At 56.5% G+C, this 12,985-nt stretch carries 14 protein-coding genes; 12 read left to right on the forward strand and 2 right to left on the reverse strand.

Annotated features, from left to right (window positions below):
* Positions 1 to 3: 3 nt before the first annotated feature.
* The 5 genes from ACFSO0_RS06420 (at position 4) to pstB (ACFSO0_RS06440) (ending at position 4,492) form a co-directional block, all read left to right on the forward strand.
* A complete protein-coding gene (locus tag ACFSO0_RS06420; RefSeq protein WP_376877972.1) occupies positions 4 to 552 on the forward strand; it encodes a GerMN domain-containing protein in 549 nt (182 codons plus the stop codon).
* A gap of 233 nt (positions 553 to 785) precedes the next feature.
* Positions 786 to 1,739: a phosphate ABC transporter substrate-binding protein gene (locus tag ACFSO0_RS06425; RefSeq protein ID WP_376877975.1), complete on the forward strand. Its 954-nt coding sequence runs from the start codon at positions 786 to 788 to the stop codon at positions 1,737 to 1,739.
* Between the two features lie 184 nt (positions 1,740 to 1,923).
* Positions 1,924 to 2,814, forward strand: coding sequence for a phosphate ABC transporter permease subunit PstC (gene pstC, locus ACFSO0_RS06430; protein ID WP_376878102.1), 891 nt, complete (start codon positions 1,924 to 1,926; stop codon positions 2,812 to 2,814).
* 1 nt (position 2,815) lies between these two features.
* Entirely contained in the window at positions 2,816 to 3,706 is an 891-nt protein-coding gene (pstA, locus tag ACFSO0_RS06435; RefSeq protein ID WP_376877978.1) for a phosphate ABC transporter permease PstA, read from the forward strand.
* A gap of 12 nt (positions 3,707 to 3,718) precedes the next feature.
* On the forward strand, positions 3,719 to 4,492 hold the full coding sequence (pstB, locus tag ACFSO0_RS06440; protein WP_376877981.1) for a phosphate ABC transporter ATP-binding protein PstB: 774 nt from the start codon (positions 3,719 to 3,721) through the stop codon (positions 4,490 to 4,492).
* A gap of 147 nt (positions 4,493 to 4,639) precedes the next feature.
* On the opposite strand, the gene ACFSO0_RS06445 is transcribed toward pstB (ACFSO0_RS06440), so the two are convergent.
* Complete coding sequence (locus ACFSO0_RS06445; RefSeq protein WP_376877984.1) at positions 4,640 to 6,664, reverse strand: methyl-accepting chemotaxis protein; 2,025 nt, start codon at positions 6,662 to 6,664, stop codon at positions 4,640 to 4,642.
* 216 nt (positions 6,665 to 6,880) lie between these two features.
* On the opposite strand from ACFSO0_RS06445, the gene pstB (ACFSO0_RS06450) reads away from it, so the two are divergent.
* From pstB (ACFSO0_RS06450) to ACFSO0_RS06475, 6 genes are all read left to right on the forward strand, one after another.
* Positions 6,881 to 7,633, forward strand: a complete 753-nt coding sequence (gene pstB / locus ACFSO0_RS06450; protein WP_376877987.1) for a phosphate ABC transporter ATP-binding protein PstB — start codon at positions 6,881 to 6,883, stop codon at positions 7,631 to 7,633.
* Between the two features lie 109 nt (positions 7,634 to 7,742).
* Positions 7,743 to 9,038: an arsenic transporter gene (locus ACFSO0_RS06455; RefSeq protein ID WP_376877990.1), complete on the forward strand. Its 1,296-nt coding sequence runs from the start codon at positions 7,743 to 7,745 to the stop codon at positions 9,036 to 9,038.
* 78 nt (positions 9,039 to 9,116) lie between these two features.
* Positions 9,117 to 9,509, forward strand: a complete 393-nt coding sequence (locus ACFSO0_RS06460; RefSeq protein ID WP_376877993.1) for a hypothetical protein — start codon at positions 9,117 to 9,119, stop codon at positions 9,507 to 9,509.
* A gap of 6 nt (positions 9,510 to 9,515) precedes the next feature.
* The gene (locus ACFSO0_RS06465) at positions 9,516 to 10,118 is read left to right on the forward strand and encodes a gluconate 2-dehydrogenase subunit 3 family protein (RefSeq protein WP_376877996.1); all 603 of its coding nucleotides are present in this window, start codon (positions 9,516 to 9,518) and stop codon (positions 10,116 to 10,118) included.
* Positions 10,111 to 11,742, forward strand: coding sequence for a GMC family oxidoreductase (locus tag ACFSO0_RS06470; protein ID WP_376878105.1), 1,632 nt, complete (start codon positions 10,111 to 10,113; stop codon positions 11,740 to 11,742). Before ACFSO0_RS06465 ends, ACFSO0_RS06470 begins: the two co-directional genes overlap by 8 nt.
* 95 nt (positions 11,743 to 11,837) lie before the next feature.
* On the forward strand, positions 11,838 to 12,173 hold the full coding sequence (locus ACFSO0_RS06475) for an ArsR/SmtB family transcription factor (RefSeq protein WP_376877999.1): 336 nt from the start codon (positions 11,838 to 11,840) through the stop codon (positions 12,171 to 12,173).
* Between the two features lie 110 nt (positions 12,174 to 12,283).
* Here the strand turns inward: ACFSO0_RS06475 and ACFSO0_RS06480 are convergent, their stop codons facing one another.
* Positions 12,284 to 12,541 (reverse strand): glutaredoxin family protein, encoded by a 258-nt coding sequence (locus tag ACFSO0_RS06480; protein WP_376878002.1) that lies wholly within the window; start codon positions 12,539 to 12,541, stop codon positions 12,284 to 12,286.
* A 250-nt stretch (positions 12,542 to 12,791) separates the two neighbouring features.
* Here ACFSO0_RS06480 and ACFSO0_RS06485 point away from each other — a divergent pair, with 250 nt between their 5' ends.
* Positions 12,792 to 12,950 carry a gamma-type small acid-soluble spore protein gene (locus ACFSO0_RS06485; RefSeq protein WP_376878005.1) on the forward strand — a complete coding sequence of 53 codons (159 nt, stop codon included), beginning with the start codon at positions 12,792 to 12,794 and terminating at the stop codon, positions 12,948 to 12,950.
* Positions 12,951 to 12,985 lie beyond the last annotated feature (35 nt).

Raw genomic sequence — 12,985 nt, forward strand, 5'->3', positions numbered from 1 at the left:
TTGATGAAACGTCGTCACATGATAGGGATGGCTTTGCTGGCCACGCTGCTCGTCGCCGGCTGCGGCCAAAAGGCGGCACCGGTGCCACAGCCAACCGCTCCGGCAGAGCAGTCCCCCGGCGAAAGTCAGACGCCTGCGACAAACGAGCCGAAGCTGACCAGGCAAACGGTGTCTGTCTACTATTCCGACAACAACCTGATGGAGCTGCAAAAGGAAGAGCAGGAAATTTCCTATGCGGAAGACATCGAAAAGTACAAAAAAGCGCTGGAGTTGTTGGAAAAGCCGAAAGACGCGGACGAGCATACAGCGCTCTGGTCCGACTTCCACTACCATTCCGTCACGTTTGACAAAGGCACGCTGACGATCGACGCCGACAGCAAGAACCAGTACAACCTTGGATCGAGCGGCGAAGCGATGGCGCTCGACGCCTTGAAGAAGACGCTGTTCCAGTTCCCGGAAGTGGAGCGCATCGTCATTCTCGAAGACGGGAAAAAGGTAGAATCGCTCATGGGTCACATGGAAGTGCTGGAACCGCTGACCCGCGATCAATAACTCAACAGCCTGGCGAAACATAAAAAAGCGGTACAGTCTGCTCGAACAGATTGTACCGTTTTTTTATGTGTTTCGGCTCCGGTCAGCCGTCATGCCGCCATATACATGCCTTTCCTTCATCTTAAAAAAAGCTTAACAATGGCAACACAAAACAACAACATTCGCTCTGTATAGTTTGTACTTGTAAGAGAGAAAAAAACAAACCGATTCCTGTTAAGGAGGATTTTCATTCCATGAAAAAACTCAGCAAGATGTTTATGGCCTTGACTTTTGTAGGGGCATTGCTCGCAGGCTGCGGAAGCAACAGTGCTGCTCCAGCCCCGGCGCAACAGCAGTCTAGCGATCAAACTTCGACGCCTGCTTCGGACGCGGGCCAGAACAACGCAGGTTCCACTCTTGCCGCTTCCGGTGAGCCAGTTACTGCTGTCGGTTCGACCGCGTTGCAGCCGCTGGTTGAGCAGACGGCCAAAGATTTCATGGCGAAAAATCAAGGTGTGCAAATTCAAGTGCAAGGCGGAGGCAGCGGTACTGGGTTGAGCCAGGTAGCAAGCGGCGCCGCTACAATCGGCAACTCCGACATCTTTGCAGAAGAAAAATCAGGAATCCCGGCAAATGAGCTGAATGACCATAAAGTAGCTGTCGTCGGTATGGCAGCAGCCGTCAGTCCAAAAGTCAAAGTAGATAACCTGACCAAGCAGCAACTGATCGACATTTTCACCGGCAAAATCACCAACTGGAAAGACGTTGGCGGCGATGACATGAAAATCACGCTGGTAAACCGTCCGAAATCTTCCGGCACGCGCGCAACGTTCAACAAGTTTGCCTTGGACGGAAAAGAAGAGGCGGAAGGCATCACGGAAGACTCCTCCGGTACTGTTCGCAAAATTATCGCAGAAACTCCTGGTGCAATCGGTTACCTGGCGCTGTCCTACTTCGATAATTCGGTGAAGGCGCTGAAGCTGGATGGCGTGGAAGCGAATGCGGAGAACATCGCGACGAACAAATACCCGGTCTGGGCGTATGAGCACATGTATACAAAAGGCGAGCCTACTGGCAGCGCAAAAGCTTTCCTCGACTACATCCTGTCTGACGAGGTGCAAAAGAAAACCGTCACAGACCTTGGCTTCCTGCCGATTACCGAAATGAAAGTCGAACGCGACGCTGCAGGCAAAGTCACTCAGAAGTAAATAGGTATTACAAGAAGCGAAACAGAGGGGTGGGGGGTACTTACCCCTCTCTTTGCCTGAGAACCATGTTTTTTCAGGGAGGGAGATCATGAACCGCGAAGGCTCAACGCTTATCGTAGAGGAAAAGATCGTAAATGACAGGAAGACCTCTGACAGCGAACGTCAGTCGCTGGTTGCGCGCAAAATGCTGACGTACAACCGGCGCCAACTCGTGGAAAACCTCACCGGCAGGACCGTGGCGATGGTATGTGCGGCTTTGCTGGTTGTTGTCGTCTTGTCGATTACGTATTTTATCGCATCGAAAGGGCTTTCCACCTTCTTCGTGAACGGGGTTGACATCAGCGAATTTTTGACGCAGGTCAAGTGGGACCCGGAGGGCGAGCCGGCAAAGTACGGCGTGTTTCCTTTTATTCTTGGCTCGTTTCTCGTCACTGCGCTCGCGGCACTCATCGCGGCGCCGCTGGGGATCGGAGCGGCGATTTTCATGACGGAAATCTTTCCGGGCTTCGGCAAAAAAGTGTTGAAGCCGGTCATTGAGCTTTTGGTCGGCATACCTTCGGTTGTCTACGGATACGTGGGCCTCACCTTGCTCGTACCGTTCATTCGGGAGCAATTTGAGGTGCTCGGCTTCAGCCTCCTGGCAGGGGGACTGGTGCTGGCGCTGATGATTTTGCCGACGATTACCAGCGTAGCCACCGATGCGATCGAAGCCGTCCCGCAAGATTTGCGCAACGCCTCTCTGGCTTTGGGTGCTACCCGCTGGCAGACGATCTGGAATGTCGTGCTGCACTCCTCTCTCCCTGGCTGTCTGACCGCCATTGTTCTGGGGATGGCCCGCGCGTTCGGGGAAGCGCTGGCAGTGCAGATGGTGATCGGGAACACCACGAAGCTCCCGGGGAGTTTGCTGGACCCGATCAGCACGCTGACGAGCGGAATTACTTTGAACATGGGCAATACGATTGCAGGCACTCCGTACAACAATGCGCTCTGGTCTATGGCGCTCCTGCTCCTCGTCATGTCCTTTGTCTTCATCATGATCCTGCGGTTTCTCGGCAAAAAAAGGATGGTGAAATAAGATGAGAGCACGAGTCATGGATCGCGCCGCCACAGTCGTCCTGACCTTGATCGCGGTGCTGATCATCAGTACGCTGTTTGGCCTGCTTGGCTTTATTTTGACGCAGGGGGCGCACAAGCTGAATCTCGATTTCCTCACGTCTCCGCCCGATATTGTCAAGGCGGGTGGCGGGATCGGCCCGCAATTATTCAATTCCTTGTACCTGCTGGTGTTGACGATGCTGATCTCGCTGCCGCTGGGAATCGGCGCGGGCATTTACATGGCGGAATACGCGCCGGACAACCGGTTCACCCAGTTTATCCGGATGAGCATCGAAGTGCTGTCTTCCCTGCCGTCCATCGTCGTCGGTCTGTTCGGCCTGCTCGTTTTCGTAAACATGACGGGCTGGGGATACTCCTTGCTCTCCGGGGCGTTGGCGCTGACGGTGTTTAATCTGCCGCTGCTGGTTCGCGTGACCGAGGACGCCCTGCGTAACGTGCCGCGCAGCCAAAAGGAAGCGAGTCTCGCACTTGGCATCACGAAATGGCGGACGATCGTCTCTGTCATCCTGCCCGCCGCACTTCCGGGAATCATCACGGGAGCGATTCTGGCGTCAGGGCGCGTATTCGGAGAAGCGGCTGCGCTGCTCTTTACGGCAGGCATGTCGTCTCCCAACCTCAATTTTGCCGACATGTCGCTGGCCAGTTCGACATCTCCGCTCAATCCGTTCCGCCCGGCTGAGACGCTGGCCGTGCACATCTGGAAAGTGAACAGCGAAGGGCTGACGCCTGACGCCCGCGACGTCGCCGACGGGGCAGCCGCTGTATTGATTATCGCGGTGCTGCTCTTTAACATCTCGGCCCGCTGGTTTGGCACATGGGTCTACAAAAAGATGACGTCGGGCTCAAACTAAGGAGGGGAAAGCATGTCACCACTCACCATGCAAGAGGCGATCATTCAGGCGCGCGATGTGTCCGTCTATTACGGGGAGAAGCGCGCCGTTCACAACATCAACCTGGATATCGAGCGCCATTCGGTGACGGCTTTCATCGGCCCGTCCGGCTGCGGAAAATCTACGCTGCTGCGCAGCCTGAACCGGATGAACGACCTCGTGCCCACTTGCCGCGTCACTGGCTCGATCGTCGTGGACGGCATTGACATCAACAGCGAGCAGGTCAACATCGAAGGGCTGCGCCAGGTCGTCGGGATGGTTTTTCAACGCGCCAACCCGTTTTTCAAGTCGATTTACGAAAACATCGCGTTCGCCCCGCGCTTCCACGGTATGCGCGACAAGCGCGAACTCGATGAGCTGGTAGAGACCAGCTTGCGCAAGGCAGCGCTGTGGGACGAGGTCAAGGACCGCCTGAAAGATTCGGCGCTCTCGCTCTCCGGCGGTCAGCAGCAACGTCTGTGCATCGCCCGGGCGATCGCCATGCAGCCGACCATTTTGCTCCTGGATGAACCCGCATCTGCTTTGGACCCGATTTCGACCATGAAGATCGAGGAGCTGGTCATGCAGTTGAAAGAAGAGTACACGATCGTCATCGTGACGCACAATCTGCACCAGGCAGCACGGATTTCCGAAAAGACCGCCTTCTTCCTGCTGGGAGAGCTGGTCGAAATGGATGAGACGTCGAAAATCTTTACCTCGCCGGCAAACGAAAAGACGGAAGCGTACATCAGCGGCCGTTTTGGCTGATTCCATGCAAAAGCAAATTGAAAAAGAAGGGCCGTCGCCACCGAAAATTTGGGGCGATCGGCCTTTTTTGCTGTTGCTTGGTTGCTGTGGGCAGCACCAGTGCAGCGGGATGGGAGGGAGCCTGGACGAACGGACCGGAGATTGCGATCAGGCGGATGCCTTCTCTGTCGTCCGGAAAAAACTGATTTCCTGCTCCAGATCTTCGATGATAGCGGTGAGCCGTTCGGAATCGTGCAGGAACTGCTCGGATAGCGACAGACTCTCCTGGGTGGCCGCGACCGCCTGTTGGGTACCGCTGACGACTTCCTGTGCGGAAAGGGAGAGGCTGTCCACCCGCTCCTGGATGGTTTGGCTTTGCTCCTGAACGGATGCCGCAAGCTGCCGGATGTCAGCGAACTGCGCCGTCAACGCTTCGCTGATGTGGATCGTCTGCCGGAAAATGTCTGTCGCCTGATGGAGCGTCCGGATGCCGCTCGCGGTCGCGTGATCGGTCAGCTCCAGACAATCGGCGACGCGCTCCATCCGCTGTTCTCCCGAGCGGATGACATGTTCGATCCGGGAGGTCGCTTCCTCGGATTGTTCCGACAACAGCCGGATTTCATCGGCGACGATGCCGAAGCCCCGCCCGGCCTGACCTGCGCGTGAGGCTTCGATACGCGCATTGAGGGACAGCAGCTTGGTCCGTTTGGAGATTTGCGCGATCAGGTCGAGAATGTCCCGGATGTCCGCCATGCTTTCTCTCATCGCCGTCATGGCATTGAGCGAGGATTTCATGTCCTCCGAAATCTTGTGCATGTCCGCTGTCAGCGCATCGATGGAGGAGGCAGCCATAGCACTTTGCTTGCGCGACTTTTGATTTTGTTCGCCCGCCGTCTCCATCGAGTGCGTAATGCGGGACATTTCTTCCGTGATGTCGGCCATGGTCTCGTGGATGTTCGCGATCTGCACCTGCTGATGATCCATCTCCTGCGCCAGTTTTTCCGTCACGGCGACGACCTCGTTTTGCATGGCGTGGGAATGGCGGGAGCCTTGGCCGACGTGGTGCGCCACCTGTTTGACGTCCACGATGACGTGCTGGATTTTGCCGATGATGGAGCGAATCTGCCCGCTCATGCTGTTGAAGCTGTCGGCCAGCTGGCGGAGCTCGTCGTTGGTCTGAACCTGCATGACCTGGTGCAGATGCCCTTCGCTAAACGCCGAAAGCTTTTTCTGCACTTCCTGCAGCGGCCGGATGATCTTGCGGACGAAGATGGACAGCAGGACGGCGAGGGCGGCAGCCCCGACGACGGAGATCGCCAGAATCGTCAGCTGCAGGGAGTGGACATCGCGTTTGATTTCCTCAGCCGACTGGAGGACGATCATGCCCCAGCCCAATGCCGGATCGTACTGGAAGGCTCCGAAGTAATCAACTCCGTTCAAGCTCACCTGCTCGAAGCCGCTCTGGCCGGCGATCACGTGCCGGACGATGGGGAACTGGTCCATGGCGGGCCGCTTGAGGGCATAAGCCTTGTCCGGATGGGCGATGAGCTTCCCGTGGCGGTCGACGATCATGGCGTAGCCGGTTTCTCCCAGCTTGATCTGCCCGATAAATTCGCTTAGCTTGGGGACGGACACGAAAGCGACGACCACGCCGACCGTCTGCTCGTCCTCGTCGTGCAAAGGCAGGGAGACGGCGATCTTGGGAAACTCCGTCCGGGAAAACTGGAAAACGTCGGAAAAGTAAGCGCCTTGCTGCTTCATTGCGCCTGCATACCAGTCGGTCTTTCGCGGGTCGTAGTCGGCTGCGAGAGGAGAGCCGGGAAAGGTCAAATAGCGTCCGTCCGCAGTCGCTACCTGGATTTCCGAGATGGTCGGATTGGCCGTGACGATGTCGGACAAAATGCCGAACAGCTGGCCGTTTGTCAGCTTGCTATTTTTGTACGACCAGCCAAAGGACTGCAAGGCGGTTTCGATGGTGCTCACGCGGCTGCTTGCCTTTTGCATGGCGGAGCTGGCTGCGTCCTTCAGTTGCTGGTTCGCTTTCTCATTGAGCATCGCTTCGGATTGATTGCTGATAAAAAAGGCGGCGATTGCCATCATCCCGACTACCATGGACAGGATGCCGAAGAACAGCCGCGTGAAGATGGAGCGGTACTGAACAGATGTCATTTTTTCCTGGTTTTTCCTCCGCATCAAGTGCTCTCTCCTTCTATGACAGAACGTTCAGCTTTTATTGTAGAGGGCAAGCAGCAGAGCGTATACGGTTTGCCGACAACCTTTACCAGAACTTAACTTTGCGGAAAAACTTAAAGGAAACTTAACAAAGTCCATACACAGCCGCAATATTGGCCAGCTATCATGATGGGGATAGCACGCTATTGACGCCATTTGCGAAGGAGATAAGACCGTATGAGTGTGATTGCAGTCCGGGAATTGAACCTCTTCTACGGTAACAAGCAGGCCCTCTACCATATAGAGCTCGATGTGGAAGCTCACTCGATTACAGCCCTGATCGGTCCGTCGGGTTGCGGGAAATCTACCTTTTTGCGGACGTTGAACCGGATGAACGACTCGGTCGCCCATACGAAGATCACGGGGAGCGTGAAGGTGTTCGACGAAGACATCTACAGCTCCGGAGTAGAGGTAGAGCGGCTGCGCAAAAATATCGGCATGGTGTTCCAGCACCCGAATCCGTTTCCGAAGAGCATCTACGACAACATTGCTTACGGACCAAGGCTGCACGGCCAAAACGACCGCCACAGGCTGGACGAGATCGTGGAAAACAGCCTGCGGGCAGCGGCGCTGTGGGATGAGGTAAAGGACGTGCTGAAAAAGCCGGCGACAGGCTTGTCCGGCGGTCAGCAGCAGCGTCTGTGCATTGCGCGTGCCCTGGCTGTCCAGCCGATGATTTTGTTGATGGACGAACCGACGTCGGCTCTCGATCCGATCTCGACAGCGAAAATCGAAGAGCTGCTGGAGGAACTGAAGGACGACTACACGATCGTCATCGTGACGCACAACATGCAGCAGGCGGCGCGCATTTCCGACAAGACCGCCTTTTTCCTGAACGGCGAGCTGGTCGAGTATGACGCGACGCCCGCCATTTTCCAAAATCCGCGCGACAAGCGGACCGAAGATTACATTACCGGACGTTTCGGATAATGATGAATTGTAGTAAGGTAGGTGAGTAGGCTCATTCGAGTCTGCTCTTTTTTCATTGCAGACAAGATGGGTACAGGACAAAAAGAAGAGTATAGAGGAGAAATCGCAAGTGGAGTGGATCTCATTTCTTATTTTTTTGGCGACGCTTACCTTGGTGATCTGGCAGCCGCGCGGATTGTCGATCGGCTATCCAGCAGTGGGGGGAGCGCTCCTGGCGTTGGTTACCGGAGTCGTGACGTTCGCGGACGTAGAGGAAGTGACCGCGATCGTCTGGAATGCTACCTTCGCGCTGGTCGGCATTATCATTATCTCGCTCATCCTCGATGAGATCGGGTTCTTTGAATGGGCCGCCCTGCACATGGCAAGGCTGGCAAAAGGAAACGGGCGGTGGATGTTTGCCTATACCATCCTGCTGGGGACGATCGTCTCGGCATTGTTTACCAATGACGGTACAGCGCTGATATTGACGCCGATCGTGCTGGCGCAAGTGCGGGCGCTGCAGCTCGATCCGAAGGTAGTGCTGGCGTTTGTCATGGCCAGCGGATTTATCGCGGACACCAGCTCTCTGCCGTTCGTCGTCAGCAATCTGGTCAACATCGTATCCGCCGATTACTTTGGGATCGGTTTTGCGGAGTACGCCTCCCGGATGGTTTTGCCGACGCTGTTTTCCGTTGCTGCCAGCCTGGCGATGCTGTTTCTTTACTTTCGCAAAAGCATTCCCGGGCAGATCGATTTGGCGCAGCTGAAAAGTCCGCGCGACGCGATCCGCGACCCCAGACTGTTCCGTCTGGCCTGGCCGATTCTCGCGCTGCTGCTGGCCGGGTTCTTTCTAAGCGAATCTTTGCACACGCCCGTCTCGTTCATCATCGCGGGAGCGGCGCTCATCTTCAGTCTGGCGGCGAAAAGCAGTCCGACCGTCGAGATGCGCCGCATCGTCAAGGAAGCGCCGTGGGTGGTCGTCATTTTTTCCATCGGCATGTACGTGGTCGTCTGGGGGCTGCACAATGCCAAACTGACAGATCTGGTCAAGTCGCTGCTGGCCGGGTGGATCGTCCACGGTTCGCTATTGGGTGTGACCATCGGGACCGGGTATCTTTCCGCGCTTCTTTCCTCCCTGATGAACAATCTGCCCACGGTCATGTTCCACGCGCTCGCGATTGGTTCGACCGAGGCGAACGGGGTCATGCGCGAGGCCATGGTCTACGCCAATGTCATCGGCAGCGATCTCGGACCGAAGATCACCCCGATCGGTTCGCTTGCGACATTGCTCTGGCTCCACGTCCTGGGCAGAAAGGACGTCAAGATCACGTGGGGACAATATTTCCGTACAGGGATCATCCTCACCGTCCCTACTCTGCTGGTCACGCTGATCGGCCTGTATGTCACGCTAAAGTGGTTTGATTGAGCGCCGGACGCGAAAGATTGCATAACGAGCATCCCCCAAGGAAAAAATAGGCACAGCACTGAAAAGGGGGAAGCTTCCATGTGGCATGGTTGGCCAATCGAGCGAGTCCTCATTTTGTTCTCCGGACTCGCCTTTGCAATGATTGCGATACAGGTTACACTGTTTCATTCCCGGCAAAACTTTCGTCACTGGGCGATGTGGGTGCCGGTCATTGAGCTGCCGCTGTTTGCGGTTACCGCGATTGTCCTTTCGTTCATGAACGCTGGCTGGCTGCGGTGGCTGTTTGCCTTTTTGATGGTAGTCGGCATGGCGGGCGGAGTATACGGCGCCTATTTGCATACCGTCGGGGTCGGACAGCGCGTAGGCGGGTATTCCCAGGGGCAAAACTTCATGGTGGGGCCGCCCATTATTTTGCCGCTGCTCTTGACGGCAGTTGCGGCATTGGGGCTCATCGCCCTGTTTTGGGGGTGACGGAAAATGGCAGAAGAAAGCCGCTACCCAAACTATGACGTGTGGGAGCAGCATACGAAGTGGGACGCCCATACGAAAAAGGTCGTAGGTGCCCGCCGCAGCCCGCAAGTCTCCCACCAGTTTTTTACGCAAGCCGAGGCGTTGCTCTTGCAGACGGTAGTCAGCGTGCTCGTAGACGACCACCGACTCGAGGTGTTGACCTACGTGACGCAGCATCTGGACGAATCTACAGCCAGTCCCATCGGGGAAGCCCAGCGAAAAGAGGGGGTCCCGCCGAAAAAACAGCTGTACCGCCAAGGGCTGGCCGGGATCGACGCCGAGAGCCATGCGGTGTACGGGGCAGGTTTTATCGGGTTGAAACCTGAAGGGCAGCAGGCGATCATGCGAGCCGTTTCCTTGGGAGAGTGCAAAGACAAGGCGGCGTGGGGCGATGTCCCGCCCGCAGATTTTTTCAAGCAGCTCCTGCACGACACAGTGTCGGCTTACTACTCGCATCCGTTGGTCTGGTCAGAGATCGGGTACGGCGGTCCTGCCTATCCCCGGGGGTACGTCCGGGTGGAAAAAGGCTTGACAGATCCATGGGAGGCGAAAGTAAATGGCAATGGATGAGCGCGTCACACATCACAGCGACCATTACGACGGGTACCGCTCGCGCAGCCTGGACCAGCGCAAATACAAGGACGAGGCCGATGTGTGCATCGTCGGTGCCGGAGCGGCCGGGGGTGTGCTCGCCTATGAGCTGGCGAAGGCGGGGCTGCGGGTCGTCGTCATCGAGGCAGGGCCGTTCTGGGACCCGCAGAGCGACTTTGCCAGCGACGAGCTGTCCATGCGCAGGCTAGCCTGGCAACAGACTCGGATCGTAGCGGGGGCAGATCCGCTGCGGCTGGGCCACAACAACTCCGGGCGCGGCGTCGGCGGGGGCACCGTCCATTTTACGGGCGTGTTCCTCCGTTTTCACGAGAGCGATTTCCGTACCCGGACGTTGGATGGCGTGGGCGAGGACTGGCCGATCACGTATCAGGACCTGGCTCCGTACTACGACAAGATCGAGCGGGAAATTGCCGTCTCCGGCCCGTCGCATTTTCCGTGGGGAGCATTTCACGGCCCGTACCCGTACCCGGTCCGCGAGCCGATCAGCGCCAATTCGCAGCTGTTCCGGGAAGCGTGCGAGAAGCTCGGGTACGGCAGCGTCGTGGCCCCGCTGGCGATTCTGTCCGCCCCGTTTGACGGCCGGCCGCCCTGCATCAATCGCGGCTTTTGCAATCAGGGCTGCATGCCGAACGCCAAGTACAGCGGGCTGATTCACCACATCCCCAAAGCTATTGTGGAAGGGGCGGAAGTCTTGTCCGACTGCATGGTGACGGAAATTTTGACGGCAGGCGACCGGGTGAGCGGCGTGCTCTTCACCCATGACGGATTGACGCACCGGCAGATGGCCCGTGTCGTTATTTTGGCCGGCTTTGTCATCGAGACGCCGCGGCTGCTGCTGAATTCCGCGAACTCCCGTTTTCCGGACGGGCTCGCCAACTCCAGCGGCTGGGTAGGCAAAGCCATCATGCCGCACTCCAGCCACGATGTGTACGGACGCCTCCCGGAAGAAGTGCGGCTGTACAAAGGGACGCCTGTGCTCGCGCTGACCCAGCATTTTTATGAAACGGACCGGAACCGGGGGTTTGCCCGCGGCTACACGCTGAGTGCGCACGGCGCAAGGCCTGTCGCCATGGCAGGGGCGATCTCGGCGGAACGGGAGGACGGCTCGTTTCTCTGGGGGAAACAGCTGCGGGAGACGATGCTCGATTACAATCTGTACGCGCGGGTGACGTTGGTAGGGGAAGTGCTGCCTCATCCGGACAATGCCGTGACGCTGAGCGAGGAAAAGGACGAGTACGGGATGCCGATTGCCAAGGTCACCTTCAGCTATCAGGAAAATGACCGGCTGCTGTACCGGCACGCCATCGGGAAGATGAAGGAGATCGTGGAAGCGATGGGCGGGGTGCCCGAGCATGTCGTCTCGGATACAGCCCATTTGATGGGAGGATGCCGCATGGGACGCGATCCTGCGACGTCGGTCGTCAATGAATTCGGCCAGTCGCACGACATTCCCAATCTTTTCATCGCAGGTGCTTCTACCTTTGTTACATCCGGTGCCAGCAATCCGACAAATACAGTAATGGCGCTGGCTGCCCGCACGGCCGACAAGCTGGTCGAGGCCATGCGACTGCGCGATTTGTAGTGAGCATTCTGGGAACTTTTCTGTTCTTCTCTTCCCCACCGAATCAAACATATTGTATACTGGGAAACAGATAAGCAAGGCAAAGGTGGGTTCGTATGGAAACGGATTTAATGCAGGTACTGTTTTTGGCCGAGGTTTACAAGCTCCTTGGTGACAAGACGCGACTGACAATCATGGCGCTCCTGCAGGTCAAGTCCTTATGTGTCCGTGATCTCGTGGAGATTCTGCAAACTTCCCAACCCTCTGTTTCCCAGCACTTAGCGAAGCTAAAGACACATGGTTTGGTAAAAGAGCGTAGAAAAGGACCATGGGTTTTTTACTCAGTCAATACGGAGTGTGCTCCTGCTGTTCAGCAGATTCTGTCCCATCTGCCGGACATGTCGCCTTTCATCAAACAAAAATCAGCCGAGAATGAACCTTCTTTCGGCTGATCGGTTTCAAGAGCGTCAGATCTTATCAGGTCTGGCGCTTTATTATTTTTATTTGGGAATAAACGAATAAGCCCAGGCCTGTTCGTTCCGGTGATTCCGGTAGCGCGTTCTTATCCTTGTTCGGGCAAAGACAGCGCTTCCCGCAGGGCGTCCTTGTCGAATCCGTGAATGACGATTTCCTCGCCATCGTCTTTGCGGATGTAGGTAACAGGGGTCATGCTGGCGCCCAGCCGGATCGCCTCCTGGAAGTACGTGTCGTTTTTGCGGATGTCTCTGTCTTCAAAAGCGACCTGCTGCCTGGTCAGCCACATTTTTTCCTCCTGGCATGGGCCGCAGGTTGTTTGCGTGTAAATAATGACGGTAGCCATTTTGCTGGCGCTCCTTTCAGGTATCAAGAATCGGAACACACTTCTTCGCTCTTTGGAGGGCAATTCCTGCATGTCTCTTCCCTTCTAAAGTGCCCCCGATTGCCTTTGACAACCGCCCTTTGCGGATGTCCCGTGCGGCGCGGCCGTTCCGGAAGATGGCCTGCGCAAAAGCTGGAAAAATCAGGAGCGGATACCTGAATGGGGGACGGTACAAATTATATTCAGCGACGTCGAGGAGGTGAATGGAACAATGCCTAAGCAAAACAAGCAAAATGCTATGAATGAGGCAAGCGAAGCGCAAAACAATGCGACTGAATTCGCAAGCGAGACAAACGTGTCGGAGGTTCGCCGCCAGAACCAAAAGTCTGCACAAAAGTCCGCTTCTCAACAAAGCCAGGCTACCGAGTAGTCGCGCGAGGCAAGACGGCCCCCGTATCATGCGGG

Source organism: Brevibacillus sp. GCM10020057 (assembly GCF_042683565.1).
Taxonomy (GTDB): Bacteria; Bacillota; Bacilli; order Brevibacillales; family Brevibacillaceae; genus Brevibacillus.

What these genes read in the sequence shown, in the direction of transcription:
- ACFSO0_RS06460 (WP_376877993.1), top strand. Translation starts at nt 9,117, where the DNA reads ATGTGGCATGGTTGGCCAATCGAGCGAGTCCTCATTTTGTTCTCCGGA.
- ACFSO0_RS06475 (WP_376877999.1), top strand. Translation starts at nt 11,838, where the DNA reads ATGGAAACGGATTTAATGCAGGTACTGTTTTTGGCCGAGGTTTACAAG.
- pstB (WP_376877987.1), top strand. Translation starts at nt 6,881, where the DNA reads ATGAGTGTGATTGCAGTCCGGGAATTGAACCTCTTCTACGGTAACAAG.
- ACFSO0_RS06445 (WP_376877984.1), bottom strand. Translation starts at nt 6,664, where the DNA reads ATGCGGAGGAAAAACCAGGAAAAAATGACATCTGTTCAGTACCGCTCC.
- ACFSO0_RS06425 (WP_376877975.1), top strand. Translation starts at nt 786, where the DNA reads ATGAAAAAACTCAGCAAGATGTTTATGGCCTTGACTTTTGTAGGGGCA.
- ACFSO0_RS06480 (WP_376878002.1), bottom strand. Translation starts at nt 12,541, where the DNA reads ATGGCTACCGTCATTATTTACACGCAAACAACCTGCGGCCCATGCCAG.
- ACFSO0_RS06485 (WP_376878005.1), top strand. Translation starts at nt 12,792, where the DNA reads ATGCCTAAGCAAAACAAGCAAAATGCTATGAATGAGGCAAGCGAAGCG.
- pstC (WP_376878102.1), top strand. Translation starts at nt 1,924, where the DNA reads ATGCTGACGTACAACCGGCGCCAACTCGTGGAAAACCTCACCGGCAGG.
- pstA (WP_376877978.1), top strand. Translation starts at nt 2,816, where the DNA reads ATGAGAGCACGAGTCATGGATCGCGCCGCCACAGTCGTCCTGACCTTG.
- pstB (WP_376877981.1), top strand. Translation starts at nt 3,719, where the DNA reads ATGTCACCACTCACCATGCAAGAGGCGATCATTCAGGCGCGCGATGTG.
- ACFSO0_RS06470 (WP_376878105.1), top strand. Translation starts at nt 10,111, where the DNA reads ATGGATGAGCGCGTCACACATCACAGCGACCATTACGACGGGTACCGC.
- ACFSO0_RS06420 (WP_376877972.1), top strand. Translation starts at nt 4, where the DNA reads ATGAAACGTCGTCACATGATAGGGATGGCTTTGCTGGCCACGCTGCTC.
- ACFSO0_RS06465 (WP_376877996.1), top strand. Translation starts at nt 9,516, where the DNA reads ATGGCAGAAGAAAGCCGCTACCCAAACTATGACGTGTGGGAGCAGCAT.